Annotated in this window: 23 protein-coding genes; 1 reads left to right on the top strand and 22 read right to left on the bottom strand. The window is 68.9% G+C overall.

Annotated features, from left to right (window positions below):
• Positions 1-205 precede the first annotated feature (205 nt).
• The 8 genes from ABZT49_RS01245 to nikA form a co-directional block, all read right to left on the bottom strand.
• Positions 206-844 carry a recombinase family protein gene (locus ABZT49_RS01245; protein ID WP_355281952.1) on the bottom strand — a complete coding sequence of 213 codons (639 nt, stop codon included), beginning with the start codon at positions 842-844 and terminating at the stop codon, positions 206-208.
• A 451-nt stretch (positions 845-1295) separates the two neighbouring features.
• Entirely contained in the window at positions 1296-3464 is a 2169-nt protein-coding gene (locus ABZT49_RS01250; RefSeq protein WP_355281955.1) for a TonB-dependent siderophore receptor, read from the bottom strand.
• A 3-nt stretch (positions 3465-3467) separates the two neighbouring features.
• A complete protein-coding gene (gene nikR / locus ABZT49_RS01255) occupies positions 3468-3929 on the bottom strand; it encodes a nickel-responsive transcriptional regulator NikR (protein WP_355281957.1) in 462 nt (153 codons plus the stop codon).
• Positions 3929-4720 carry an ATP-binding cassette domain-containing protein gene (locus ABZT49_RS01260; RefSeq protein ID WP_355281960.1) on the bottom strand — a complete coding sequence of 264 codons (792 nt, stop codon included), beginning with the start codon at positions 4718-4720 and terminating at the stop codon, positions 3929-3931. Before ABZT49_RS01260 ends, nikR begins: the two co-directional genes overlap by 1 nt.
• Positions 4717-5511: an ATP-binding cassette domain-containing protein gene (locus ABZT49_RS01265; RefSeq protein WP_407943419.1), complete on the bottom strand. Its 795-nt coding sequence runs from the start codon at positions 5509-5511 to the stop codon at positions 4717-4719. Before ABZT49_RS01265 ends, ABZT49_RS01260 begins: the two co-directional genes overlap by 4 nt.
• Positions 5508-6347 carry a nickel ABC transporter permease subunit NikC gene (gene nikC / locus ABZT49_RS01270; RefSeq protein WP_355281962.1) on the bottom strand — a complete coding sequence of 280 codons (840 nt, stop codon included), beginning with the start codon at positions 6345-6347 and terminating at the stop codon, positions 5508-5510. Before nikC ends, ABZT49_RS01265 begins: the two co-directional genes overlap by 4 nt.
• Positions 6344-7285: a nickel ABC transporter permease subunit NikB gene (nikB, locus tag ABZT49_RS01275; protein ID WP_355281964.1), complete on the bottom strand. Its 942-nt coding sequence runs from the start codon at positions 7283-7285 to the stop codon at positions 6344-6346. Before nikB ends, nikC begins: the two co-directional genes overlap by 4 nt.
• On the bottom strand, positions 7285-8865 hold the full coding sequence (gene nikA, locus ABZT49_RS01280; RefSeq protein WP_355281966.1) for a nickel ABC transporter substrate-binding protein: 1581 nt from the start codon (positions 8863-8865) through the stop codon (positions 7285-7287). The genes nikB and nikA overlap by 1 nt, the downstream gene beginning before the upstream one ends.
• Before the next feature lie 322 nt (positions 8866-9187).
• On the opposite strand from nikA, the gene ABZT49_RS01285 reads away from it, so the two are divergent.
• Positions 9188-9985 carry a phosphodiesterase gene (locus ABZT49_RS01285; protein WP_355281969.1) on the top strand — a complete coding sequence of 266 codons (798 nt, stop codon included), beginning with the start codon at positions 9188-9190 and terminating at the stop codon, positions 9983-9985.
• A gap of 1039 nt (positions 9986-11024) precedes the next feature.
• On the opposite strand, the gene ABZT49_RS01290 is transcribed toward ABZT49_RS01285, so the two are convergent.
• From ABZT49_RS01290 to ABZT49_RS01355, 14 genes are all read right to left on the bottom strand, one after another.
• On the bottom strand, positions 11025-11147 hold the full coding sequence (locus ABZT49_RS01290) for a hypothetical protein (protein ID WP_355281971.1): 123 nt from the start codon (positions 11145-11147) through the stop codon (positions 11025-11027).
• 685 nt (positions 11148-11832) lie between these two features.
• Positions 11833-12387, bottom strand: a complete 555-nt coding sequence (locus ABZT49_RS01295; RefSeq protein ID WP_355281973.1) for a hypothetical protein — start codon at positions 12385-12387, stop codon at positions 11833-11835.
• Positions 12388-12479: 92 nt separating this feature from the next.
• On the bottom strand, positions 12480-12977 hold the full coding sequence (locus tag ABZT49_RS01300) for an Hsp20 family protein (RefSeq protein ID WP_355281976.1): 498 nt from the start codon (positions 12975-12977) through the stop codon (positions 12480-12482).
• A 349-nt stretch (positions 12978-13326) separates the two neighbouring features.
• Positions 13327-14073: a YebC/PmpR family DNA-binding transcriptional regulator gene (locus tag ABZT49_RS01305; protein ID WP_093570442.1), complete on the bottom strand. Its 747-nt coding sequence runs from the start codon at positions 14071-14073 to the stop codon at positions 13327-13329.
• A gap of 193 nt (positions 14074-14266) precedes the next feature.
• Positions 14267-15151: a phosphonate ABC transporter, permease protein PhnE gene (gene phnE, locus ABZT49_RS01310; RefSeq protein WP_355281979.1), complete on the bottom strand. Its 885-nt coding sequence runs from the start codon at positions 15149-15151 to the stop codon at positions 14267-14269.
• Complete coding sequence (phnE, locus tag ABZT49_RS01315) at positions 15148-16032, bottom strand: phosphonate ABC transporter, permease protein PhnE (RefSeq protein WP_355281982.1); 885 nt, start codon at positions 16030-16032, stop codon at positions 15148-15150. The genes phnE (ABZT49_RS01310) and phnE (ABZT49_RS01315) overlap by 4 nt, the downstream gene beginning before the upstream one ends.
• Before the next feature lie 282 nt (positions 16033-16314).
• On the bottom strand, positions 16315-17256 hold the full coding sequence (gene phnD, locus ABZT49_RS01320; protein ID WP_355281986.1) for a phosphonate ABC transporter substrate-binding protein: 942 nt from the start codon (positions 17254-17256) through the stop codon (positions 16315-16317).
• A gap of 31 nt (positions 17257-17287) precedes the next feature.
• Positions 17288-18103 (bottom strand): phosphonate ABC transporter ATP-binding protein, encoded by an 816-nt coding sequence (gene phnC / locus ABZT49_RS01325; protein WP_355281989.1) that lies wholly within the window; start codon positions 18101-18103, stop codon positions 17288-17290.
• 75 nt (positions 18104-18178) lie between these two features.
• Positions 18179-18796, bottom strand: coding sequence for a chloramphenicol acetyltransferase (locus tag ABZT49_RS01330; protein WP_355281992.1), 618 nt, complete (start codon positions 18794-18796; stop codon positions 18179-18181).
• A gap of 2 nt (positions 18797-18798) precedes the next feature.
• Entirely contained in the window at positions 18799-19476 is a 678-nt protein-coding gene (locus tag ABZT49_RS01335; RefSeq protein ID WP_355281995.1) for a DUF1045 domain-containing protein, read from the bottom strand.
• A 431-nt stretch (positions 19477-19907) separates the two neighbouring features.
• Complete coding sequence (locus tag ABZT49_RS01340; RefSeq protein ID WP_355281998.1) at positions 19908-21419, bottom strand: fumarate hydratase; 1512 nt, start codon at positions 21417-21419, stop codon at positions 19908-19910.
• Between the two features lie 241 nt (positions 21420-21660).
• Entirely contained in the window at positions 21661-22800 is a 1140-nt protein-coding gene (locus tag ABZT49_RS01345) for a CaiB/BaiF CoA-transferase family protein (RefSeq protein WP_355282001.1), read from the bottom strand.
• A gap of 4 nt (positions 22801-22804) precedes the next feature.
• Positions 22805-24241 carry an aldehyde dehydrogenase family protein gene (locus ABZT49_RS01350; protein WP_355282004.1) on the bottom strand — a complete coding sequence of 479 codons (1437 nt, stop codon included), beginning with the start codon at positions 24239-24241 and terminating at the stop codon, positions 22805-22807.
• Positions 24242-24377: 136 nt separating this feature from the next.
• The coding region (locus ABZT49_RS01355) for a hypothetical protein (protein ID WP_355282007.1) at positions 24378-24575 on the bottom strand (198 nt) is incomplete at its 5' end.

Here is a 24575-nt window from a genome sequence, read left to right on the forward strand (position 1 = left end):
CTCTCCCCTGCACGATACGAGATCTAGTATCGGCAATGCAGAGAGGCGCATGTAGCCCGTCGGGTGTGAGGTTGAGTACAGACCTCGGGAATCTACTTATGACGCTATACCGGCAAGTGTCTCGGATAAGGGCCCCTGGGTGTACTCCCCGTCATGGGTCCCTCGACTTTCTTTATGGGTGAATTACAGCGATTGCCTGCGCGACCTACTGCACTCCCCACCTGGCGAGCGCGGCCTCGGCGTCAGCTGAATCCCCTTGAATGCGGTAGATAGTGCCACGGCTCAGACCAGTATCCCTGGCGATGGCAGAGACACCTACGCCCTGAGCGAGCTGGGCGCGCACAATGTCGAGCTGAGCGCGGCTGTAGGACGGTTTCCGGCCTCGATAGGCGTCATCCCGAGCTTTGGCATGGGCGATGCCGGCTCGCTGTGCTTCCTTGGTCGCTTCGACCTGCGCCTGTGCCGTAGCGCTCATGAATGCGATGAGTGCATCCCTCACGGCCTGTTGCATCGGGTCCTTGGTAGCGCCGTCGAACGTCAGCCCGTTGATGACCGTGCGGACGATCACGCCGCAGCGCATCAGCTCCCGGATGGTGTCGGTCACGTCTTGGTAGTCGCGGCCGAGCCGGTCGACCCACCGGACCACGAGCACGTCACCGCGCCGGAGCATGTCGAACAGGCGCCGGCCCTGCGGCCGATCGGCAAGCCGGGTGCTGACGCCGCTCACGCCCTCGTCCGCGACCACGGCGTCGATCGCGAAGCCCGCGGACTCAGCCTGGGTGCGCTGGTGAGCGACGGTCTGCTCCGTGGTGCTCACACGGGCGTAGAGAATGACCTGGGACATGCGGCGAAAGCGTCCGTTGAAGTGACGTCCGCATAAAGACTTGTCCGTTAATCTAAATCAACCCTAGTGGACAGGATCTCGGACTGCCGCGGCTGTGTCCGCATGGGTATACCCATGCGGACATGCCACAGACGCATGACCGGTCAAGATGGATCTGTGACGTCCACCAACGACGCGGTCCGATTTTGGATGCCGCTCATGTGGACCTGAGCTAGAGCCGGTCCGATGAAGCAGGACCTAACGGACTGATCAAGGCGGTGCGTCTGATGCATGGATAGGTGTCGAGCGCGCTGCAAACGCACTCGCTGCCCGTTTGGTCGCCGTCCTTGGCCTAACCGATTGTCCTCATTCCGAATTTGCTCAGCGGACACGTTCGAGGATCAATACAGATAGATACAGCTCCTATATTGCTTCCGTATCAGCCTATTTATAGACTACTCGAGGCGCAATATTAGAAGCGCATTGATACAGCGCCAGTAAAGCGGCGTGGAGATCCGGGATAAACGCGAAATACGTTCAGCGAGCTCTCGTAGTAAGTGGTGTCAAACACGTTCTCGATATTCAGGGAGAAGCGGATGTTCTCCCAGCGGTAGTAGGCGAGCGCGTCCACCGCGATGTACGCGGGCAGCGTGAAGCCGGTGCCGGCGGCGTCGCCCGCCCGTGCACCGACAGCGCGCACACCGCCGCCGATCCCGAACCCCTTCCACTCCCCGCCTTGCGCCTCGTAAACCGCGAGCAGGCTGCCGCTGTGGCGCGGCACGTTGACCAGCGGAGCGCCGACCGGCAGCACGTTGTCCTTCGTCACCACGGCGTCGGCGAAGACGTAGCCGGCCAGGATCTTCAGCTCCGGCGAGAGCTGGCCAGCGGCGGTAAACTCGAAGCCCTGGCTGCGCACACCGCCCGCCGCGATCGAGAAGCCGCTATTGTTGGGGTCGGGCGTGAGCACGTTCTGCCGCTCGACCCGGAAGGCGGCTGCCGTCAGTCCGAGCGCCCCGCCGAACAGGTCGAGCTTCGCGCCAATTTCGTAGCCGAGTCCGGTCTCGGGCTCGACCGGCTTGCCGGGCGACACGGCGGCTGCGTCCGGGCCGATGTTCGGCCGGAAGCTGGTGCCGACGTTGGTGTAGAGCGCAAGCTCCGGCAGCGGCTGGTAGACTAGGCCGGCCCGTGGCGAGGCCGCCGCTCGGATCTGGTCGGCTTGGCTGCGCGGGATGCGCTCCCTGAATGAGTCCTCGAAGAAGTCGAACCGCACGCCGACGAGTGCCTTCCACTCCGGCGAGAGCACGATCTGATCCTGGGCGTAGAGCGCAGTGTTCGTCACCCGCTCGAGGTTGTTGCGCGGGATGGTGAGCGGCGGCAGCGCTTGGCCGTAGCGCGGATCGTAGATGTCGATCGCGTAGGGGTTGGTGCGGAAGTTCGAGCGCAGGTAGAGCGTGCGGCTGTCGGTGCTCTCGCGCTCGAAGCCGAGGAGCAGGGTGTGGCCGAGCCCGGCGGTGTCGAAGCGCCCGACCACCTCGGCTTGGCCGATCGCCACGTCCCAACGGTAGTCGCGGACGTTGCGGTCGCGTGAAACGGTGCGGTTGTCGGCCGCGATGGCGCGGATCTCCGCCGACTCGCCTTCCAGGGTACCGGTGCTGAAGTGGGTGGCGAGCCGCATCTGCCAGTCGGCGTTGAAGCGGTGGTCGATCCGGACCTGCAGCGTATCGGACGACTGATAGGTGCTCTGCCCCGGCTCGCCGAGGAAGCGCGAGATCGGCAGGAAGCCGAGCTGCTTGTTGATCGCGATGACACCGCGATCGAAGATGATCCGGTTGCGCTGGATGTCGGCCTCGACCGTGATCCGCGTGTCGGGCGTGACCTGCCAGCTCACGACCGGGGCGACGAGCAGCCGATCGCTGTCGACGAAATCGCGGAAGCTGCCAGCACCCTGCGCCGCGAAGTTGAAGCGGTAGAGAACCGTGCCGTCCTCGGTGAGAGGCCCGCCCGCGTCGATGGTGCCCCGAGCCAGACCGTACGAGTCGACCTGGTTGCCGAACTCGACGAAGCGTTGGGCGGTAGGTTGCTTGGTAATGATGTTGATGAGGCCGCCCGGGTCGCTGCGCCCGAACAGGCCGGCACCCGGTCCCTTCAGCACCTCGATCCGCTCGATGTTCTGCGCATCGGGCGGCGGGGGCGTGCCGCGATTGAGCGGGAAACCGTTCTGGTAGATCTCCGAGGTGGTGACGCCGCGGATGGCGTAGCTGAAGATGCTCAGGCCGCCGAAGTTGTTCTGCTGCGTCACGCCCGGCAGGTAGTTGAAGACGCGGTCGACGCGGGTGGCGGCGATGTCGGTGATGACCTCGCGCGGCGCGACGGTGACGACCTGTGGCACGTCACGTTGAGGCGTGTCGGTCTTCGTGCTGCTGACGGCACGGTCCCCGCGAAAGCCAGGGGTCGGACCGATCAAGCCGATCGTACCAGCGGCCGTCGTGGTGGGCACGGGCGCCGTCGGCCGGCTGCCCTGCACCTCGATCTCGTCGAGCTCGATGGTGTCCTGCGCCCGCGTGTCGTTGATCGGCAGGACAGCCGAGAGAATGAGCGCCCACGTGAGCGGGCGGGCGTGGGCGGGTGGAGTTGCAGCCATGGTTCACGTCCGGATGTGTTCGTGGGGGTGCGGATCCGGCCCGTGGCAATGGTCGCCGACCTCGATCCGCGCCGGAATGATCGAGAGACTGTCGTGGCGAACGCCGCGCTGGGTCGCGACCTCGTCGGCGAAGGCGAGGATGTCGCGCACCCGGCCGCGGACGAGGAGCGTATGGAGGCTGGCGTCGTGGTCGAGGGGAACCTGGACTTGAGCGATCACCAGGTCGTGCCGCCGCTGCTGCACCTCGGCCAGGCGCTGCCCCAGATCGCGCACGCCGGCCTCGGCCACGAAGGTGAAGGTCGCGACGCAGGACAGGTCGGGGTCGCGCTGACGGCGCGTCTCGGCGAGGCCGCGGCGCAGGAGGTCGCGCATCGCCTCCGAGCGGCCGGCATAGCCGCGCTGCTCGACGGTCCGGTCGACCTCCGCCACGAGGTCGGGGTCCAGTGTGACGGTGATCCGCTGCATCAGCTCGCATCCCCAGGAGAGACCGGCAGCACGGCATCGATCAGCTCGCGCGCAGCTGGATGCGACAGCGCGAGGCTGGGCCGGCACGGCGAGGTATCGACGATCCGGCCCTCGCTCAGCACCACGACACGGTCCGCGAAGCGGCGCGCCAGGCGAACGTCGTGGGTGATGAGGAGAAAGGCGGTTCCCCGTTCGCGCCGCAGAGTCGCGAGGCGGTCGAGAATGTCGACTTGGCGCGGCGCGTCGAGGTTCGAGACCGCCTCGTCGAGGACGACGAGGGCGGGCCGGGTGGCCAGTGCCCGGGCGAGCCCGATCCGCTGCACCTGGCCGCCGGAGAGCTGGCCCGGCAATCGGCCCGCCGCCTCGGGATCGAGGCCGACCAGTTCGAGAAGCTCGCCGACGCGCCCGGTGCGCGCCGCGACCGGAAGGTCGGTCAGGTGGCGCAGCGGCTCGGCGAGGATCCGCCCGACCGCGTGGCGCGGGTTCACCGCCGAGAGCGGATCCTGCAGCACCATCTGCACGGCGGCACGGAAGGCGCGGAGCCCGCCACGGTCGAGGCCGGCGAGAGGCCTGTCACGGAACAGCACCGCGCCGACATCGGCCGCCTCGAGCCCCATCAGCAGCCGGGCGAGCGTGCTCTTGCCCGAGCCGCTGCGGCCGATCAGGGCGACGCACTCGCCGTCGGAGATCGTGAGATCGATCCCTGTCAGGACCGGGCGGGACGCCCCCCGCCGCCAGCCCGCGCCGGGATAGGCCTTGCCGAGGCCGCGCGCTGCGAGGAGAGCCGTCATGCCGGGACCTCGTGCAGCGCCCGGTGGGCAGCGAGGAGGGCTCGCGTCGTCGGCTCGCGGGGATCGGCGAAGAGCGCGGCAGCGGGGCCGGCCTCGACGATCCGCCCCGCCTCCATCACCGCCACCCGATCGGCGAGGCGGGCGACGACGCCGAGATCGTGCGTCACGATGAGGAGCCCCAAGCCCCGCTCGCGCACGAGGCTTGCCAGCAGGTCGAGGATGCGTCCTTGCGCGACGAGGTCGAGGTCGGTGGTCGGCTCGTCGGCCACCAGGAACGGAGCGCCGGAGAGGAGCGCCAGCGCAATCATCGCCCGCTGCAGCATGCCGCCCGACATCTGGAACGGGTAGAGGCCGGGCACGCGCGGATCGTCGCCGAGCCCGACATCCGCCAGGGCCGGGCCGATCGCGGCACGTCCGACCCTGCCGCGCGATCCCGCCACCGCCAGGGTCTCGCCGGCATGGTCGGCGATGGTGCGCAAGGGATTGAAGGCGGTGCGCGGCGCCTGGAGCACGCTGGCGACCACCCGGCCGCGCAAGCGGGCAGGCTCGGTCTCGGCCCCGTCGAGGAGGACCCGACCTCCCCGGCGTCGGGTACCCGGCGGCAGCACGTCGAGAAGGGCGGCGCAGGCCAGCGACTTGCCGGACCCGCTCGCGCCGACGAGGGCCATGACCTCGCCCACGCGCATCTCCAGGCTGACGTCGCGGACAAGTGGCACCGCCTCGCGGCCGGCGCGTGTGTCGCGCCAGCTTTCGACGGACAGGCCCTCGGCCCGAAGAACCCCCGCGCTCACAGGCCGCGTCCCGCGACGAGCGCCGGGTCGAGGCGGTCCCGCAAGGCGTCACCGAGGCGGTTGAAGCCAAGTACCGCCAGCGCGATCGCGAGGCCCGGCCAGACGACGAGGAGCGGCCGGGTCCAGAAGAAGGCGCGCGCGTCGTTGATCATCACGCCCCATTCCGGCGTCGGCGGCTGCACGCCGAGGCCGAGGAAGGAGAGACCGGCGACGTGCAGGGCCATGTGGCCGATATCGAGGGTAGCGAGCGCGGCGATCGGCGGGACGACGCCCGGCAGCACGTGCTCGGCGAAGATCGCGAGCGGCGGCGCACCGGCGATCCGCGCGGCCAGCACGTAGTCGCGGGTCTTCAGTTCCAGGACGAGACCGCGCACGATGCGCGCGTACCAGGCCCAGTGCGAGAGCACGATCGCCACGACGACGTTGACGAGGCCGGTCCCGAGCGCGCCGATCATGAACAGGGCGAGCACGAAGGTCGGGATGGTGAGGAAGACGTCGCAGAGCCGCATCAGCACCGCGTCGAGCCGGCCGCCGACCATGCCGGCGAGCCCTCCGACCGACAGCCCGAGGACGAGCACCAGGGCGAGGACGACGAGCACCGAGCCGAGGGTCGTGCGCGCTCCTGCGATCAGCCGCGAGAGGATGTCGCGGCCGAGATGGTCGGTGCCGAGGAGGTGGACGAGGTTCGGCGCCTCGAAGCGGTGGGCGAGATCGACCGCCAGCGGGTCGTGCGGCACGACGAGGGGCCCGACGAGCGCCAGCAGCACGAAGCCGGCGGCCAGGATCCCCGCGGCCGCGACGGAGCCGGATCGGACGGGCCGAGCGGCGGGGATCATGCGGCGGCGTCCCCGAGGCGGATGCGCGGGTCGAGCCACGCGTAGGCGAGGTCGACCGCAAGGTTGCACAGCACGAACACCACCGTCATCACCAGGGTGAAGCACTGAATCACTGGATAGTCGCGGTCGTAGATCGCCGAGACCGCGTAGCGGCCGACCCCCGGCCAGGAGAAGATCGTTTCGACGACGAGCGCGCCGCCGAGCAGCTCGCCGACATGCATGCCGGTCGCGGTGACGACGGGTACCAGCGCGTTGCGGAAGACGTGTCGGCGCGCCACCGCCGGCTCGGACAGGCCGCGCAGTCGCGCATAGAGCACGTGGCGGCCGCCAGCCGCCTCCAGCATGCTCGCCCGCAGGAGCCGGGCGTTGACCGAGAGCGACATCAGGCAGATGGCGAGCGCCGGCATGACGAGGTGGAGGGTCCCGCCGCGGCCCATCGGCGGCAGCCAGCCCAGGGTCACCGAGAAGGCGACGACGAGCAGGAACGCGACCCAGAAGTTCGGCAGCGAGACGCCGAGCACCGCGATGCCGCGCACCAGCCGGTCCTGCCAGCCGCCGCGATGCCGGGCGGCCCAGGCGCCGAGCGGCAGGCTGACGAGGAGGCTCACCGCCAGCGCCGTGCCGGCGAGTTCGAGAGTGGCGGGGAGGTAGCCAAGGAGATCCGGCAGCACCGGCCGGCGGGTGGCGTAGGACAGGCCGAAATCGCCCTGGAGCGCTCGCCACAGCCAGTCGAGGTACTGGACTGCAAAAGGACGGTCGAGGCCGAGCATCGCCCTGGCGTCTGCGAGCGCGGCGTCGGTCGGCGGCACCTGCGACAGGCGCAGGTAGTCGAGAGCCGGGTCGCCGGGCCCGAGCCGCAAAACCACGAAGACGAGGAGCGAGACCCCGAGCAGCATCGGCGGGATCAGCACGAGACGCGCCAGCGCGAAGCGCAGCATCAGCGGCTCGCTCCTGGCGCAGCCGGTCGCATCGCGGCGAACGGGATCTCGTTCAGCGTGGCCCCGAAGCCGACGCCGGTGATCGTCGAGCGGTGGACCTCGATCGCCACTGCGTGGGAGATCGGCAGGTAGACCGCCGCTTCGTGCAGGGCGGTCAGGATCCGGGCGTAGAGGCGCTTGCGCTCGATCGGGTCCGTGGCGGAGAGCGCCGCCGTGATGGCGCCGTCGATCTCTGCTTTGTCGGGGAGGCCCTTCTGGGCTTGATAATCGGCGTGCGACGGCGCCCTCATCGCGCTCACGAAAGAGGCGGGATCGTAGGGTGGTCCCCAGGTCTCGCCGAAGATCATCCCGAAGCGGCCGTCCTTCTGGCGGGCGAGGATCGAACTCTCCTCCTCACCGACGAGGCGCACCGCGATGCCGGCCCGAGCGAGATCGGCCTGGATCACCTCGGCAATCGCCTTCTGCTGAGCGTTCGTGCTGATGAAGTCGAGTTCGACGCTGAGCGGACGGCCGCCCTTCCCCCGTATCCCGTCGGCCCCCCGCACCCACCCCGCCTCGGTGAGGAGACGGTCCGCCGCCGTCCGGTCGAAGCCATGGGGAGCGAGCCCGACATCGGCGTCGGGCACGGTGGGTGAGAACAGGAAGTCGGCTCGGGGCTCGAGGCCATCGAGCACCGTGCGCACCAGGGTCTCCTTGTCGACGGCCTGGTTGATCGCGAGCCGCACCGCGCGGTCATCGGTCGGGAAGCGCGCGGAGTTGAGCGCGAGGACACGGGTCGCGAGCGGGGTCGAGACCGCAGCAGAGAAGGCCGGCGTCTGATCGCGCAGGCGTAGGAAGGCTTCCGAGGGGATCTGCCCGGCTGCACCGTAGACCAGGTCGACCTCGCCGGTTTGCAGGGCGATGGCGCGGGTGTTGGGGTCTGGGATCACCTTGACGACGAGGCGCTCGAACGCCGGCTTCCCACCCCAGTAGGTCGGGTTGGCCGCGAACGTGTCGGAGATCCCAAGCCGCGTCTCGACGAGGCGCCAGGGACCCGTGCCCGAGGGTTCCCTGATCCCGCCGGCCGTGGTGCCACCCTCCCGCATGGCGGCGGGCGAGACGAAACGGAACGGCCGCGGCAGCGAGAGTTCTTTTAGGGTAGGGGCGTGCGGTGCCTTGAGCACGAGGCGAAAGGCGAGGGGCCCAATCACTTCGGTTCGGGCAATCTGCCGGGTGAGGTCGAGCCAATCATGGCGGGATCGGTTGGCTAGGATCGCGTCGAAGTTGGCCTTCACCGCTGCGGCGTTGAACGGCGTGCCGTCACTGAAGCTGACATCAGGGCGGAGGGTAAAGTCGTAGGTGCGTCTATCCTCCGAGATCGTCCAGGCTGTCGCGAGCCAGGGCGCCATCGTGCCGTCGACCTGGTACTTGACCAGCGGCTCGTAGACGCTGGCCTGGGCGAACATCTGGTTGGGCGCATAAAGGTGAGGGTTCAATGGCCCGACATTCGCCGGCCAGGAATACGTGAGCTGCTGGCTGACCGCGGGGGTGACGGTGCAGGCCAGCAGCGCGGCAAAGGCGATGCTCGCCAGCTTGGACATCGGGCTACCGAGGTATGACGAACGCTGCAAAAGCTCCTACACCTTGATACGTGGACGGCTTCGAATGCGCCAGCGGCGCTGAACCGCTTTCGCGCCTTGTCATCGCTGATTATCCGACCAGGCATCATCCGCGATCGCGTGAGTGTCCGGATGGGGTGGGAAGCGGCTGTTCCCCGGACGGATGCCGAGTGGCAGTATCTCGATACAAGCCGACATCGAGTCAGCAGACGCCGAGCCGTCACTCACGATCCGTTGTAGTCCTTGCCGAGATGCGCAGACGAAGGCAGCAACCTAAGTTGCCAGTATTTTTTCGGAGATCTAAATGCTGATCGCTCATTTTTCGGATCCGCACTTGCGAGATCGCGGCAAGCTGTATCATGGTCTAGTTAACTCGAATTCTATGTTCGAGTCTGCCATCCGTTACTTGAATAATCTCGACCCGCAGCCCGATATCGTTCTCGTCAGCGGCGATATCGTAGACCATGGAACAGAAGCTGAATATGAAAATGCAGCAGTGATCTTGGACAAGATCCGTCAACCGCTCCTCATTATTCCTGGCAATCACGACGACCGAGAAATCTTCAGGGTTCGCTTGCCCCACCATGCGATCCCAGCGGCCTCGGGCCCCTTTCACTTCGCCGTCGGCGATCTCGGGGCAGTACGCATCCTGGGTCTCGACGTGACGGTTCCCGGAGCCCACCATGGCGAGATGGATGATGCTGCCTGCGACTGGCTGGAGACAAGCCTTGCGGAGGAGCCCGAACGCCCGACCATCGTCATGATGCATCAGCCGCCCGTCCTGAGCGGCATTTCCTATATTGACACCTATCGCTGCCTGCATGGCGAAAGATTGGAGCAAATTATCCTGCGCTACCCCGCCGTCGAACGCATCCTGTGCGGTCATATTCATCGCTTCATGCAGAGGCGTTTTGGCGGCACATTACTGATGACAGCGCCCAGCACTACGACGGCTATCGCGTTACGGCTAGGTGCCAACGCTGAGCCCGGCAGTTTCATAGAACCTCCGGCCATGCTGCTGCATCAGTGGCAACCGGGCTCCGGGCTCCTGACACACCTTGTGCCGATTGGCTCCTTTCCCGGTCCGCTGCCGTTTTTCTGATCGCCGCAGACCATTCATCGCTTCCCGCCCCATCCGGACGTTCGATACGCTCCCACCGAATGACTGCTGCGGGTCCAGGCTGTGTGAAAACTCGCGCGCGCCACGAGATTGTAGAATATTCTTCCACGCTTCCGCCATTTGAGCATCCTGGAAGGCAGCCGAAAGGATGGCAGGATGCCCGAAGCGGCGCGGCCGAGGATGCGTGTGGAGGAGATCCTTCTACGGGCTCCGGGTTTTCACACGGCCTCGGTCGGGAGCGGGGGTTCGCTCCAATCTGAACACAACCCCCTTCACCCCTACCCTGCGCAGGGCTGGCTTCGCACTCGCGGTGACGCTGCCGCATCTATTGGGGGAGCAGGCGAGATCGAGAGCAAGGAGGACGCGCGAAGCCTCCAGCAGGGGTTGGGCTCAGACGTCGCGGAATTTATCTGCGGCGCTGTCCCGGCAACAGTCTTGAACATTGTCCCCGGGTGTACTCCCCGCCAAGGGGTCCCCTCCCCCTTCGGAGTTGAGATCACACGGCCGCCGACGCGTCGGCCCAAAAAAGGCTAGGTGAATCGCCGCTGGGAGAAGAGCACCATCTACCATCTCGGTTGGCTGGAACGGGCGCGCAGATTCACTGGCGTAACATGTGGCCTGCGCCAGCGTGGATGATGGCGGACGAGCGGGCAACCTGAGTCGGCCGGTTGATCGTAGATTACGGCGTAGAGGTTGGGTCCAGAAGCGTGATCACGCCGCCGGGCGGTTAGCCAACGTGGAAAAAACGCATTGAGTCACAATGAGGGACTTCAGGTGGTTAGCCAGTGCTAACCACCTGAAAAATAGATCTTATTACACTTCCTCCGTCTCCGCCACTCGACGCATGCTCCATGCCGGGTGGCTGATCTCCAAGTCAGCGCTGGACTGTCTCGAGCTGCATGCTCAGCCGGCCCCTATCCGCCAGGACTTGTTGAACTCCGAAGCCAGGGTTCCACTCCCCGAAATCGATTGGTCGATCGTCTCCGGCATCGGTATGGTCGGATGTGACGCGCCAGGGCACTCACCGAGGCGTCGGGGCCGAGATCGGGTGGATCAGCACCAGCGCGAACGCGGTTAGGATGCCCGCAAAGCCCGTCGCTGCTCCCTCTGTGTTCGTGCCGATGTTCATCAGGACGAAGACCATCGTCTGCATCTCGGTCGCAAGGCATGCAGCTAATCCGCCGCGGCTGGGATCAAGGTCGCCTCGCGCTCGAGGCGCAGCCCTCGTGACGCGGCCGGAGATCGAGAGACTCCGGAGCCACAGGCGGATGAAGGCGCGAGGGACGGCGAGACGCCGGCGTATAAGGCAACCTGCGAATAACAATTCTAGACCTGGCGCCGGCGTATTCGGCCTTACTATTATTATAGACCCATCATTAAAGATTAGAAACGGTGCGCAATTTCACGTTCGACCCATAGATTTATTGATCGCGCAGGAGAGGCCCTCGCCGGAGCCAGGAACTCGATGTCCGCCGAGCACCTCGAGGGCTCGGTCAAGGAGGTCTGGACCGGTTCACTGGGGATGTCCCGGTCGAGGCCGAGAGGCGGCACCGGAAGCAGGGAGCACCCTCACCGGAGGTCGGGCGATCCGGGCCGACCGGGCGGGAGTGCGGCTGATGCCCTCTGCCCGCGATCGTCCGGACAGGTCGCCCCGCCGGGACATCGAGAGACATCGGTCAGGCTAGGGATCGTCGGCAGACCCAGGATCAAGCCAGGGACACCATCCGCGACGCGGCGTCCGCTTCCCTGCCGACATGGGCGGCGGGCGCGGGTTGCCTCCGGGTCCGGAGAAAGGCGGCGGCCGGTCCGGGCCGGCCGCCGCGCTCCGGTCACGCGAGAGCCGCGTGCAGTCGCGCCTCGGATCCGCGGCGCGCGGCAGCGCCGAGGGCGAGCGCCGCGGCACCCGGCGGCGTCCGCGGCCGGGGCATCGCCACTGCCGGGCATGGCGGGGGATCGTCATCGTCGTCCCGCCGGCGGGACCGGACGTGGCGATGCAGGGTCGCGAGGCCGCGGGGGCGCTTGCGCGGCGGTTCGCTCCTGACTGGAGGGGCCGCGTCATGGTCGAGCTGTGCGAGCGCCGCCAGCACGGCATCCACCGAAACCGGCTCGGCCCTGGCACCGGCCAGGCAGCGCAGCCCCGGCGCGCCCTCGAGGGCGCAGGCATCCGACGCCCAGGAGGCCAGGACCGCGCGCTTCTCGGCCCGGGTCAGGTGCGGATGCGCCAGCACCTCCCGCGGGTGCCGGAACACGTCGCCGGGGGCGACGAGGGCCTGCCAGGCCTCGAACGAGGCCGGCGGCATGGTCGGCGGGTTGAGGGGTCCGGAGTTATGGGGTCCGGCCGTGCCGGGTCCGGAACGGGTGAGATGCGTCTCCATCGTCGACATGGATCATCCTCCCTGATGAGCACGACGAAAAGGGGGACGGTCCCCGGGGGGGCATACCCCCGAGGTCGGTTTCTCGATGGGCCGAGCGGGGATCAGGCTGCCTTGGCGCGGTCCTCGGCGGCCCGGCCCTCGACCTGCGCCGGCGCGTTGTCCTGCCCGAGGGCGGCCTGCCGGCCGCCGATGGCGATGCGGCGCGGCTTGAGCGCCTCGGGCACCTCGCGCTTGAGGTCGACGGCGAGCAGGCCGTGATCCAGGCTGGCCCCCGTGACCGTCACGTGATCGGCCAGGTTGAAGGTCTGGCGGAAGGCGCGGGCCGCGATGCCGCGGTGCAGGTAGGCGCGCTCGGCCTCCCGGTCCTTCTTCTGGCCGGTGACGACCAGCGTGGTGTCGTGCTGGGTCAGCTCGATCTCGTCCGGCGAGAAGCCGGCGACCGCCATGGTGATGCGGTAGGCGTCGTCCGCGACCTTCTCGATGTCGTAGGGCGGCCACTGCGTCGACGGCTCAACCCGGGCGGCCTGATCGAGCATCGAGAACAGGCGGTCGAAGCCGACGGTGGAGCGGTAGAGCGGGGCGAAGTCGTAGGTCCTCATGACCACATCCTCCTGAAGAGCAACGTGATGACGAGGGCCGCCGGATGCCGGAGCATCGTCCGCGTCGTCGGACGGTGACCCGGTCCGGCGCCCAAATTGCGAGCCCGTTTGGGCCTCGCGCGCATGAAACGCGCCGATCTGGGACAGGTTCCGCGGACAGGCAAAAAATCTTCGGGCGGCGTCCCGGCGGGGAGGAACGGCTTGCCGGCTGCCGGGGCGGTGGCATCCGGCATGGTGCGCCGCGGATCGGTCACGGGATGCGGCTCGCGCCGCCGCGGGCCGCTCCGGACAGGGAAAGAGTCGTGTCAGGACAGGCGGAGGGCGGCCGCTGAAGGACCGCCCCTCCCCGTCACCCCTGCATCTTCGCCAGCATGGCGTCCGAGACCGCGAAGTTGACGAAGACGTTCTGCACGTCGTCCTGGTCCTCGATGGTCTCGACGAGGCGGATCAGCTTCTCGGCGGTCTCGTCGTCGACGTCGACGGTGTTCTGGGCGCGCCAGATCAGGGCGGTGCGGCGGGGCTCGCCGAAGCGGGCCTCCAGGGTCTTGGACACCTCGCCCATCGCCCCCTGCTCGCAGGTGATCTCGTGGCCGCTCTCGTCGGACTTCACGTCGTCGGCGCCGGCCTCGATGGCGGCCTCCAGCATCGTGTCGGCGTCGGCCACCTTGGCGTCGAAGGCGACGAGGCCGACGCGGTCGAACATGAACGACACGGCGCCGGTCTCGGCGAGGCTGCCGCCGGACTTGGTGAAGGCCGAGCGCACGTCGGAGGCCGTGCGGTTGCGATTGTCGGTCTGCGCCTCGACGATCAGGGCGGCGCCGCCGGGGCCGTAGCCCTCGTAACGGATCTCCTCGTAGTTCTCCGCGTCGCCGCCGGCCGCCTTCTTGATGGCGCGCTCGATGTTGTCCTTGGGCATGTTCTCGGCCCGGGCCGCCAGGATGGCGGCGCGCAGGCGCGGATTCATCGACGGGTCCGGCGTGCCGAGCTTGGCCGCCACGGTGATCTCGCGGGCGAGCTTGGAAAACACCTTCGAGCGGACCGCGTCGACGCGGCCCTTGCGGTGCATGATGTTCTTGAACTGTGAATGCCCGGCCATGGCGCTCCCCGGCGGATGATCGACCCTTGCGCGCGGAGAGCGCCCGGCGGGGCTCTCGACGCCGCTAAGGGACGCGTGAGACAGCCGGCTTATAGGCGCCCGTCCCGGGGGAAGACAATCGCGCCGCGCGGGAATTCACGCGCCTTCGCGGGCGCGAAAGCGCGGTGGAATCAGGCCCCTACGCGGCGCGGGATCAGTGCGCCGCACCGCCGATGATTGCCCGGCGCAGGCGGCCCGAGACGAGGTCGATCAACGCCACGGTGACGAGGATCATCAGCACCAAGAAGGCGACCTGCTGCATCTCCAGCACCCGGATCAGCTCGGTGAGGTACTGGCCGATGCCGCCGGCCCCGACGATGCCGATGATGGTGGCCGAGCGAGTGTTGGACTCGAAGAAGTACAGCACCTGGCTCGCCAGGACGGGGAGCACCGCCGGCACCAGACCGAAGCGCACCCGGTGCAGCCGGCTGCCGCCCGAGGCCGTCACGCCCTCCTGCGCCTTGCGGTCGGCGGTCTCGATCGCCTCGGAGAAGAGCTTGCCGAACGCCCCGACATCCGAGCACGCGATGGCGAGCGCGCCGGCGAAGGGCCCGAGGCCGACGACGTTGATCCAGATCAGGGCCCAGATCAGCACGTCGACCGAGCGGATCACGTCGAAGCCGCGGCGGACCCCGAAGCGCAGGAAGGGGTTCGGCACCACGTTGCGGGCGGCGAGGAACGCCACCGGAAAGGCGAGGCAGGCCGCGGTCAGCGTGCCGAGGAAGGCGATCGCCAGGGTCTCCCCGAGAGCGGTCAGGAACAGGCCGAAGCGCCCTTGCGCCGAGGGCGGCAGCATCATGCCGGCGAAGTCGCCGAGGCGATGCAGGCCGTGGACGATGCGCAGCAGCGAGAAGTCGAGCCGAATCATCGCGACGACGGCAAGACCGACGATCAGGGCGAGGCTGCCGAGGACGACGGCGCGGCGCGGCCACGAGGCCCGGAAGACCTGGGAGTGGCGGGCGCGCAGCCCGTCGAGGTCGGCGAGCGCAGCTTGCCGAAGGAGAGACCGGCGCAAGGGAGAGGGCGGGCGGCGTGTCACGCGTGGGCCTCCCGGCCGAGGAGGTGGTGGCGCAGGCGCTCGGTGGCGAGGTCGATCGTCACCACGGTGAGGATGATGAGGAGCAGGATCGCGCTCACGTCCGCGTAATAGAAGTTGCGGATCGCCACCAAAAATTCCTGTCCGATGCCGCCGGCGCCGACGAAGCCCATCACACCGGCCCCCCGCACGTTGATCTCGACGCGCAGCAGCGCGTAGGAGGCGAAGTTCGACAGGACCTGCGGCACCACCGCGAAGCGCACGGTCTCGACGAATCCGGCGCCGGTACCGGTCAGGCCCTCGACCGGCTTCATGTCGATGTTCTCGACGACCTCGGAAAACAGCTTGCCGAGCGCCCCCGTGGTGTGGATGGCGAGCGCCAGCACGCCGACCATCGGCCCGAGCCCGAAGGCGATGACGAAGACGAGGGCGAACACCACCTCCGGCACGGTGCGGCACACTTCCAGGAAGCGCCGGGCGCAGAAGCGGATCCAGCCTGAGCGCACCATGTTGGCGGAGGCGAGGAAGCACAGGGCGAAGGCCGCGATGCCGCCGAACAGCGTGCCGAGATAGGCCATCAGGACCGTCTCGGCGAGGAGCCCGAGCCATTTCGGCAGGCCCCAGTACCAGGCCGCGAGGTCGGCCGGCAGGTTCGTCCAGGTCAGCGGCGGCAGGATCTGGGTGATGTAGGCCGTGAAGTTCTGGATGTTGTCGAGGAAGGTGAGCGGCCGCACCTCGGCCATCCAGCCAGCCAGCAGGTAGAGCGCCACGATCACGACGAAGACCGCCAGCGTGCGCAGGCGCGTGGACGCGACGGCGCCGGAATAGGTCGCGAGCAGCGTCGTCTCGCGCCCGGGAGGCAGTCTGTCGATCTGGACGGTCACGGGTGCTTGCGTCTCCGGTGCTGGATGGAGCGCCCTCTTTCGGAGGGCTGTCCGGCGAAAAACGGAGCGCGGGATCCCCTCTCCCATGTGGGAGAGGGGTAGGGGTGAGGGTGCTACGGCTCCACAGAACGCTGAACCGTTCCGCTGCCAGCACCACGCTCAGCGCTTCACACTGAAGCGTGTCACTCTCACCCCCGGCCCCTCTCCCACACGGGAGAGGGGAGACCCGCGCCTTGCCCTAATGTCGTAGCGGCCCTCCTCACCGGAGGAAGGCCGCCAGCCTCACGACCGCTTGCGCTGTTCGTCGTTGTGACGGAGCATCTCGATGATCGGCTGGTAGTCCTTCAGCGTCACCGGGGTGAGATCGAGATCCTTGCCGTCCGAGAGCTTGTCGAAGGCGGCCTTGTCCTTGGTCGGCAGGTCGACGAAGGCCTGGCGGATCGTCGTCTTCAGGTCGTCCGGCAGGTTGGCGAGCACCGCGAACGGGCCCTCGGGCAGGAACTCGGACTTGAAGACGATGCGGAAGTCCGACTGCTTCATCGGCGTGCCGTCGGCGTTCTTCACCATGCCCTTGGTCAGCATCCGGGTCAGGTTGCTGTCGGTGTCGGAGTTCCAGAAGTTGGCGGCGGCGTCAGCGGTGCCCTGGGCGAGCGCCAGCACGGCGTTCTCGTGGCTGCCGGCGTAGAAGGTCTTGCCGAAGACCTTGTCGACGTCGTGGCCGGCCTTGTGCAGGAAGAAGCGCGGAGCCTGGTTGCCGGAGGTCGAATTCGGGTCGACGAGGGCGAGGCTCTTGCCCTTCAGGTCTTCGATCGTCTTGTACGGGCTGTCGGCTTTCACGTAGATCACCGAGTAGTAGCCCGACACGCCGGTCTCGTGCTTCTGGTTGACCACCGGCTCGATCTTCACGCCGGTGATGACGGCGCGGGCGAAGGAGGCCGGGCCGTAGAAGGCGATCTGGATGTTGCCGGCGCGCTGGCCCTCGATCACCGCGGCGTAGTCGTTGGCGACCCGCAGCTTCACCGGGACGCCGAGCGCCTTGGTGAGGCAGGCGGTGAGCGGCGTCCAGCGGTCGACGGTGCCGGAGGCGTTCTCGGCCGGAATCACGCCCAGCGTCAGCTCGGGGTACTTGGCCTTCCAGTCCTGCGCCGAGGAATTTTGCGCCAGGGCGGGGCCGGCGGCGAGCGCCAGGAGCGCGGCGCCCACGAGGGTGCGACGGTTCAGCATCGGGTGGTCCTTTTCGGGAGGGTGAGAAGTCTCAGGCGCTCAGCGCCTCGGCGTGGCGGACCGGGATCGGTGCCGCGAAAGGCTCGGGCTCGCCCCGGTCCATCACCTCGCCGGCCTCGAGCCCGTAGAGGGTGCGGGCGACATCCTCGGTGAGGTCGAAGCCGCGTCCGTCGAACACCACCCGGCCGGCCGAGAGGCCGATCAGCCGGTCGCAATAGGCGCGGGCGAGGTCGAGGGAGTGCAGGTTGCAGAGCACCGTGATGCCGTAGCGCCGGTTGGCGTCGGCGAGCGCGTCCATCACCAGGCGGGTGTTGCGCGGGTCGAGGGAGGCCACCGGCTCGTCGGCCAGGATGATCTCCGGCTCCTGCACCAGCGCGCGGGCGATGGCGACCCGCTGCTGCTGGCCGCCCGAGAGCTGGTCGGCCCGGTTGGCGGCGAAGCCCCCCATGTCGAAGTTTTCCAGCGCGGCGAGGGCCAGCGCCTTGTCCTCCGCGCTCCACAGCTTCAGGAGCGAGCGGTGCGCCGGGACCTGATTCAGCCGGCCCATCAGCACGTTCGTCATCACGTCGAGCCGGCCGACGAGGTTGAACTGCTGGAAGATCATCGCGCAGCGGGCGCGCCAGGCGCGCAGGGCCTTGCCGCGCAGGGCCGTCACGTCGGTGCCGTCGTAGAGGATGCGCCCGGCCGTCGGGTCGGCGAGGCGGTTGAGCATCCGCAGCAGGGTCGACTTGCCGGCGCCCGAGCGCCCGATCACGCCGACGAAGCTGCCGCGCTCGATAGCAAGGTCGACGCCGTCCACGGCCCGGCGCGCCCCGTATTGGCGCGTGAGATTCTCGACAACCAGCATCCGCTCGCCCGATTTCGCTGTTCGGGCGAACGTAAACGCCGGTTCAACGACAGCCGGATGACAGTCCGTCAGTGCTTAGCCGGCATACTTATCAAGGAAAGACTCGATCGGAAGCCGGCGAAAGTCCGGAAGGGCGTCGCGCAACCGGTCGTGGTCCCAGTCCCACCAGGCGAGGGCGAGCAGGCGTTCGGCGGTGGCCTCGTCGAAGCGGCGACGCACCGGGCGGGCCGGATTGCCGACCACGATGGTGTAGGGCGCGACGTCCCGGGTGACGATGGCGCCCGCCCCGACGACTGCGCCGGTGCCGATGCTGCGCCCGGGCAGCACCACGACCCCGTGGCCGATCCAGACGTCGTGGCCGATCGTCACTGGGCTCGCCCGGCGGCGGTCGAAGAAGGCGGGCTCGTTCGCTTCCTCCGGCCAGTACGACGCGGCCCGGTAGGTGAAGTGGCTCTGCGAAGCCCGCTCCATCGGGTGGTTGCCCGGGTTGATCCGCACCATCGCGGCGATCGAGCAGAACTTGCCGATCGTGGTGTAGATCACCTCGCCGTCGTTGCCGATGTAGGAATAGTCGTCGAGCACGGTCTCGGTGAGGCTCGTGCGCGGGCCGATCTCGGTGTAGCGGCCGAGGCGGCATTCCCTGACCCGGGCGGTCGGGTCGATGGCGGGTTCGAGCCCGAGCTGTCCAGCCATGATCAACCTCCGAACGGAATGCGCTGCACGACCCGGAACGGGCCCGCGCCGTCCTGGCGCAGCACCGACACGGCGTCGAGGATGAGGGGTTCGCCCGCGCCGTAGGCCGCCGCCAGCCGCTCGCGCCAGGGCGCGCGGGCCGCCTCCGGCAGGGCGTCGGTCAGGGTCATGTGGAAGCGGAATTCCTCGAAGACGTGCGGGTAGCCCCACCGCGCCAGCAGCGCGCGGCCGCGGAGGCTCAGGCGCTCGGGGTGCCGGCGCGCCGTCTCGGCCTCGGTGAGGGGCGCGCGGAGCGGCTCGAAGGCGGCGACGCATTCGGCGGCGAACAGGCCGAGCTCCGGCGGGGCCGCGACAGGGATCAGCGCCGTGAAGGCGCCGAGCGTCGCGACCCGCAGGGGACCGGCCGGGACCGGGGGATGATCCGCCGCCAGGACGGCCGCCGCCGCCAGGAGGTCGGCTTCGCTCACGCCGCGGGCGAGACGCATCGGCGCCTTCAGGGTGGCGTGGAAGCCGTAGCGGCGGGGGGATTCGGTCACGCCGGCGAGGTCGGCCAGCCCGTCGGGGCGGGGGATCTCGGCGCCAGTATGGTTGTCGGTGCCGAGCACGGCATTGCCGAAGCGGGCGAGGTCCGACCCGGGCTTCGGCGTGAAGTAGAGGGCGTAGCGAGGGGGGCCGGTCACGCGGTTCTCCTTGTTCCGCGTGATTCAGCACGGGGGCATGACTGAACGGTGACGGTGGCGCGCATGGACCCCCTCTGCGCAGGGCTGTCCGGGGAAAGAAGGCGGCGCGGGTTTCCCCTCTCCCCGACAGATCCCGGGCTTGCCCGGGATCTGCAAGCGAGGGACGAAGTCGGGCAAGCCCGACTTCTCGCGGGGAGAGGGCTGTGTTCCCGTTCAGGGAACGCAGCAAGTGGAGGCGCAGCCGAAGCGAGGGTGAGGGGGTCTCGACGAGTGAGGCTCCTCCGGAAACACCCCCTCACCCCCGCCCTTCGGGCTCCCTGAGCCCCTTCGGAGCTCAGGCCTCTCCCCGCCCGCGGGGAGAGGAGACTATCCGCGCCACGGCTTTCCCCGGATAGCCCTGCCTTTGCGGGGGAGGAAGAGATCCACGCTCGTTACGCCGGCGCCATCTCCCGCACCGGCCGGCGCCAGCGTGCCGGGCCGTCGTGGTGGACGGACGTGCCGGCGGCGTCGACCGCGACCGTCACCGGCATGTCCTCGACGACGAATTCGTGGATCGCCTCCATGCCGAGATCGGCGAAGGCGAGCACCCGCGCCGCCTTGATCGCCTTCGACACGAGGTAGGCCGCGCCGCCCACCGCGATCAGGTAGGCCGCGCCGTGGCGGGCGATGGTCTCGACGGCCGCCGGGCCCCGCTCGGCCTTGCCGACCATGACGAGGAGGCCGGTCTGCGACAGGATCGGCTCCAGGAACTTGTCCATGCGGGTGGCGGTGGTGGGGCCGGCGGGCCCCACCGCCTCGTCGCCGACGGCATCGACCGGGCCCACGTAGTAGATCGCCCGGTCGCGCAGATCGACCGGCAGCGGCTCGCCCGCCTCCAGCATCCGGGTCAGGCGCAAATGCGCCGCGTCGCGCCCGGTGAGCAGGCGGCCCGACAGGAGCAGGGTCTCGCCCGCGCGCCAGGTCGCCACCTCCTCGCGGGTGAGCCGGTCGAGGTCGACCCGCCGTCCGGCGGCGGTGGCAACGCTGATGTCCTGCGGCCAGAGGTCGAGGGAGGGCGGGGTGAAGACGGCCGGCCCGCTGCCGTCGAGGGTGAAATGGGCGTGCCGGTCGGCGGCGCATTGCGGAATCAGGCCGACCGGGAGCGAGGCGGCGTGGACCGGGAAGGTCTTCAGCTTCACATCCAACACGGTGGTGAGGCCGCCGAGCCCCTGCGCGCCGATGCCGAGCGCGTTGACCCGCTCGAAGATCTCGAGCCGCAGTTCCTCCTCCTTGGAGGACGGGCCGCGGGCGCGGATCTGCGGCAGGTCGATGGGGTCGAGAAGCGAGAGCTTGGCGAGCGTCATCGCCTTCTCGGGCGAGCCGCCGACGCCGAGGCCGAGCATGCCCGGCGGGCACCAGCCGGCGCCCAGCGTCTCGACGGTGCGCACCACCCAGTCGGCGACCGAGTCGCTCGGGTTGAGGGCGGCGAACTTCGCCTTGTTCTCCGAGCCGCCGCCCTTGGCCGCGACATGGACCTCGACCGTCTCGCCCGCCACCATCTCGACGTGGAGCATGGCGGGCGCGTTGTCGCCGGTGTTGCGGCGGCCGAACAGCGGCTCGGAGACGACGGAGGCGCGCAGCGGGTTGCGCTCCTCGCGCCAGGCCCGGCGCACGCCCTCGTCGACGATCTCCTGGAGCGAGCGGTTCGAGACGATGCGGGCGCCGAGCCCGACCTTCATGAACACTTGAGCCGTGCCGGTATCCTGGCAGATCGGCCGCCGGCCGAAGGCGGCCATGCGGGAATTGACCAGGATCTGCGCCATGGCGTCCCGCGCCGCCGGGCTCTCCTCGCGCCGCCAGGCGTCGGCGAGGTTCTCGATGTAGTCGGCCGGGTGATAGTACGAGATGAATTGCAGGGCGTCGGCGATGGAGGCGACCAAGTCGTCTTCGCGAATGGTGGCCATGGTGGTCCTCCCGAGGATGTTCTACGTCGCTGATGTTCGCAGAATAGGCCGGACACAGCACGGCGTCATCCCGGGGCCGCGATAGCGGAACCCGGGATCCATAACCGCTGACGATGCCGGATGAAGAGGTGCGCGTTCCGACATCTTCTGGAACGTCGGCGGTTATGGATCCCGGGTTCTCGTCTTCGACGAGCCCCGGGATGACGTCGAGAGATCTGGAGAGGGCCGAATGCCCTCACCCCTACGCGGCGAATTCCCGCCGGATCGCCTCGCTGTGCTCGCCGATCCCCGGCACCCGCCCCAAGACCGGCGCCTGCCCGTTGCGGAGCGCCGGCGGCGCGACGATCGAGGCCGGGCCGGCATGGGTCTCGACCGTCACTCGTCGCAGCGCCGGATGCGAGACCAAGTCGGCGAGGCCGTTGACGAAGCCGAAAGCCGTGCCGGCCTCGCGCAGCCGCGCCGCCGCCTCGTCGCGGCTGAGGTCCGAGAAGACCCGCGCCACCACGGCATCGACCTCGGGGCGGTTCGCCACCCGGGCGTTGTTGCTCTCGAACCCCTCCCGCGATGGCAGGTCGGGCTGGCGCAGGAACCCGGCGCAGAACTTGGCCCATTCGCGCTCGTTCTGGATCGAGATCAGCACCAGGGCCCCGTCCCGGGTCGGGAAGGCGCCGTAGGGGCAGATCGACGGGTGGGCGAGGCCGACCCGCTGCGGCGCCCGGCCGGTGCCCTCGAAGTAGAGCAGCGGCACGTTCATCCAGTCGGCCATGCCGTCGAACAGGCTGACCTCGAGCTTCGCCCCCTCGCCGGTGATGCCCCGGGCGATCAGCGCCTCCAGCACGGCGGAATGGGCCGCCATGCCGCAGGCGATGTCGCAGACCGACACCCCGACCCGGCCGGGGCCGGCCGGGTGGCCGGTGATCTCGGCGAGCCCGCTCTCGGCCTGGACCAGGAGGTCGTAGGCCTTCATGTCCGAGTAGGCATGGCCGGAGCCGTAGCCGGTGACGTCCACGGTGATGAGCCGCGGATAGCGCGCCCGCAGGTCGTCCGAGCCGAACCCGGCGCGGGCGGCGGCCCCCGGCGCCAGGTTCTGGATGAACACGTCGGCCTTCGCGAGGACGGCGTGCAGGAGTTTCGCGTCGCCCGGGTCCTTGATGTCGGCGACCAGGCTCTCCTTGCCGCGGTTGAGCCAGACGAAGTAGCTCGCCAGGCCGTTCACCGAGGCGTCGTAGCCGCGGGCGAAGTCGCCCTCCGGCCGCTCGATCTTGATGACGCGGGCGCCCGCGTCGGCGAGGCGCGAGGAGCAGTAGGGGGCCGCCACCGCCTGCTCCAGCGCCACCACGGTCAGGCCGGTCAGCGGCCGGACACCACTCCCCGCTGCCATCGCCTCAGACCCCGTGCTTGATCGCGATCATCTTCATCGAGCCGAAGCCGTAGAGCGCCTCGAAGCCCTTCTCGCGGCCGTGGCCCGAGCCCTTCACGCCGCCGAAGGGCAGCTCGACGCCGCCGCCTGCGCCGTAATTGTTGACGAAGACCTGGCCCGACTTGATGCCCTTCGACAGGCGCAGCGCCTTGCCGAGGTCCGAGGTCCAGATGCCGGCCGCGAGCCCGTACTCGGTGCCGTTCGCGACCTTCAGCGCCTCGGCCTCGTCGCGCACGCGGATCGCCACCAGGACGGGCCCGAAAATCTCTTCCTGGGCGAGGCGGTGGTCCGGCGGCACGTCGCCGATCAGGGTCGGGCGGACGTAGTAGCCGTCACCCGGCACGTTGGTGCCGAGCTCGCCTTCGGCCAGGATGGTCAGGCCGTCGCGGCGGGCGAGGTCGATGTAGCCCTGCACCCGCTCGCACTGCTTGGCGTTGACGACCGGGCCGAGGTCGAGGTCCTGCTCGCCCGAGCCGACGCGCAGGTCCTTGAAGCGCTTGGCGAGATCGGCGACGAAGCTGTCGTAGATCTTATCCTCGATCACCACCCGCGAACCCGCCGAGCAGGTCTGGCCGGCATTCTGGGTGATCGCCTTGACGATCACATTGCCGGCCTCGGACAGGTCGGCATCCGCGAAGACGACCTGGGGCGACTTGCCGCCGAGTTCGAGCGTGACCGGAATCGTGTTCTTGGCCGCCGCGGTCTGGATCAGCGTGCCGACCTCGCGCGAGCCGGTGAAGCTGATGTGGTGGATGCCCTTGTGCGAGGCCAGAGCCGCGCCCGCCTCCTCGCCGAGGCCCGTCACCACGTTGAGGCTGCCGGCCGGGAAGCCGGCTTCCGCCACGAGCTTGGCGAGGTGGAGCGCCGAGAGCGAGGTGTCCTCGGCGGGCTTGAGCACGACCGCGTTGCCCATGGCGAGCGCCGGGGCGACCGAGCGGCCGGTCATCTGGAGCGGATAGTTCCACGGCACGATCACGCCGACGACGCCGTGCGGCTCGTAGACGGTCATGACGGTGAAGCCGTTCTGGAACGGGATCGTGTCGCCGTGCACCTTGTCGGCGGCGCCGCCGTAATACTCGAAGTAGCGGGCGCAGACCTGGGCGTCGTTGCGGGCGAGCGTCAGCGGCTTGCCGACATCCTCGCTCTCCATCTTGGCCAGGATCTCGGCGTCGCGGCGGATCAGCTCGGCGAGCTTGAGCAGCAGGCGGCCGCGGGAGGCGGCGTCGAGGCGGCCCCACTCGCCGTCCATGGCGGCGTGGCCGGCCTTGACGGCGTCGTCGATCTCCTTGGCGCCGCCGCGGGCGATGCGGGCCATCTCCTGGCCGTGCGACGGGTTGACGACCGGCAGGGTCGCCTCGCTGCCGGTCCAGGTGCCGCCGATGAAATGCTGATGGGCGTTCATGCTTCAACCTCCCGTGGCGACCGGCTCCCCTGGCGGCAGCCGGCCAACTCTTGGGCGCGGTGTTACCGCGCCGGGAGGTCGTAATCCAATATCATCGACGCGTGCACGCGATAGAATCGCGATATGGCGCCGGGCGTCACCGGCGGCGCTGCACCGCGAGAGTCTGACGGGCGATCTCGGCGGCGAGCGGGATCTCGTCGATCGGCGTCTCGTCCAGGAAAGCGCGGGCGACGAGGGCGAGGTCGATCCAGGCCTCGGCCGCCGGCATCTTGCGCCGGCCGCGGCCGACCTTGGCCGGCGCGCCCACCCCGCCCGTCTCCGCCCCGCCAATCTC

Source organism: Methylobacterium sp. EM32 (assembly GCF_040593685.1).
Lineage (GTDB): Bacteria > Pseudomonadota > Alphaproteobacteria > Rhizobiales > Beijerinckiaceae > Methylobacterium.

Excerpts from the sequence above, each read along its gene's own strand:
- ABZT49_RS01245 (WP_355281952.1), bottom strand. The coding sequence starts at position 844 with ATGTCCCAGGTCATTCTCTACGCCCGTGTGAGCACCACGGAGCAGACC.
- ABZT49_RS01250 (WP_355281955.1), bottom strand. The coding sequence starts at position 3,464 with ATGGCTGCAACTCCACCCGCCCACGCCCGCCCGCTCACGTGGGCGCTC.
- nikR (WP_355281957.1), bottom strand. The coding sequence starts at position 3,929 with ATGCAGCGGATCACCGTCACACTGGACCCCGACCTCGTGGCGGAGGTC.
- ABZT49_RS01260 (WP_355281960.1), bottom strand. The coding sequence starts at position 4,720 with ATGACGGCTCTCCTCGCAGCGCGCGGCCTCGGCAAGGCCTATCCCGGC.
- nikC (WP_355281962.1), bottom strand. The coding sequence starts at position 6,347 with ATGATCCCCGCCGCTCGGCCCGTCCGATCCGGCTCCGTCGCGGCCGCG.
- nikB (WP_355281964.1), bottom strand. The coding sequence starts at position 7,285 with ATGCTGCGCTTCGCGCTGGCGCGTCTCGTGCTGATCCCGCCGATGCTG.
- nikA (WP_355281966.1), bottom strand. The coding sequence starts at position 8,865 with ATGTCCAAGCTGGCGAGCATCGCCTTTGCCGCGCTGCTGGCCTGCACC.
- ABZT49_RS01285 (WP_355281969.1), top strand. The coding sequence starts at position 9,188 with ATGCTGATCGCTCATTTTTCGGATCCGCACTTGCGAGATCGCGGCAAG.
- ABZT49_RS01290 (WP_355281971.1), bottom strand. The coding sequence starts at position 11,147 with ATGGTCTTCGTCCTGATGAACATCGGCACGAACACAGAGGGAGCAGCG.
- ABZT49_RS01295 (WP_355281973.1), bottom strand. The coding sequence starts at position 12,387 with ATGTCGACGATGGAGACGCATCTCACCCGTTCCGGACCCGGCACGGCC.
- ABZT49_RS01300 (WP_355281976.1), bottom strand. The coding sequence starts at position 12,977 with ATGAGGACCTACGACTTCGCCCCGCTCTACCGCTCCACCGTCGGCTTC.
- ABZT49_RS01305 (WP_093570442.1), bottom strand. The coding sequence starts at position 14,073 with ATGGCCGGGCATTCACAGTTCAAGAACATCATGCACCGCAAGGGCCGC.
- phnD (WP_355281986.1), bottom strand. The coding sequence starts at position 17,256 with ATGCTGAACCGTCGCACCCTCGTGGGCGCCGCGCTCCTGGCGCTCGCC.
- phnC (WP_355281989.1), bottom strand. The coding sequence starts at position 18,103 with ATGCTGGTTGTCGAGAATCTCACGCGCCAATACGGGGCGCGCCGGGCC.
- ABZT49_RS01330 (WP_355281992.1), bottom strand. The coding sequence starts at position 18,796 with ATGGCTGGACAGCTCGGGCTCGAACCCGCCATCGACCCGACCGCCCGG.
- ABZT49_RS01340 (WP_355281998.1), bottom strand. The coding sequence starts at position 21,419 with ATGGCCACCATTCGCGAAGACGACTTGGTCGCCTCCATCGCCGACGCC.
- ABZT49_RS01345 (WP_355282001.1), bottom strand. The coding sequence starts at position 22,800 with ATGGCAGCGGGGAGTGGTGTCCGGCCGCTGACCGGCCTGACCGTGGTG.
- ABZT49_RS01350 (WP_355282004.1), bottom strand. The coding sequence starts at position 24,241 with ATGAACGCCCATCAGCATTTCATCGGCGGCACCTGGACCGGCAGCGAG.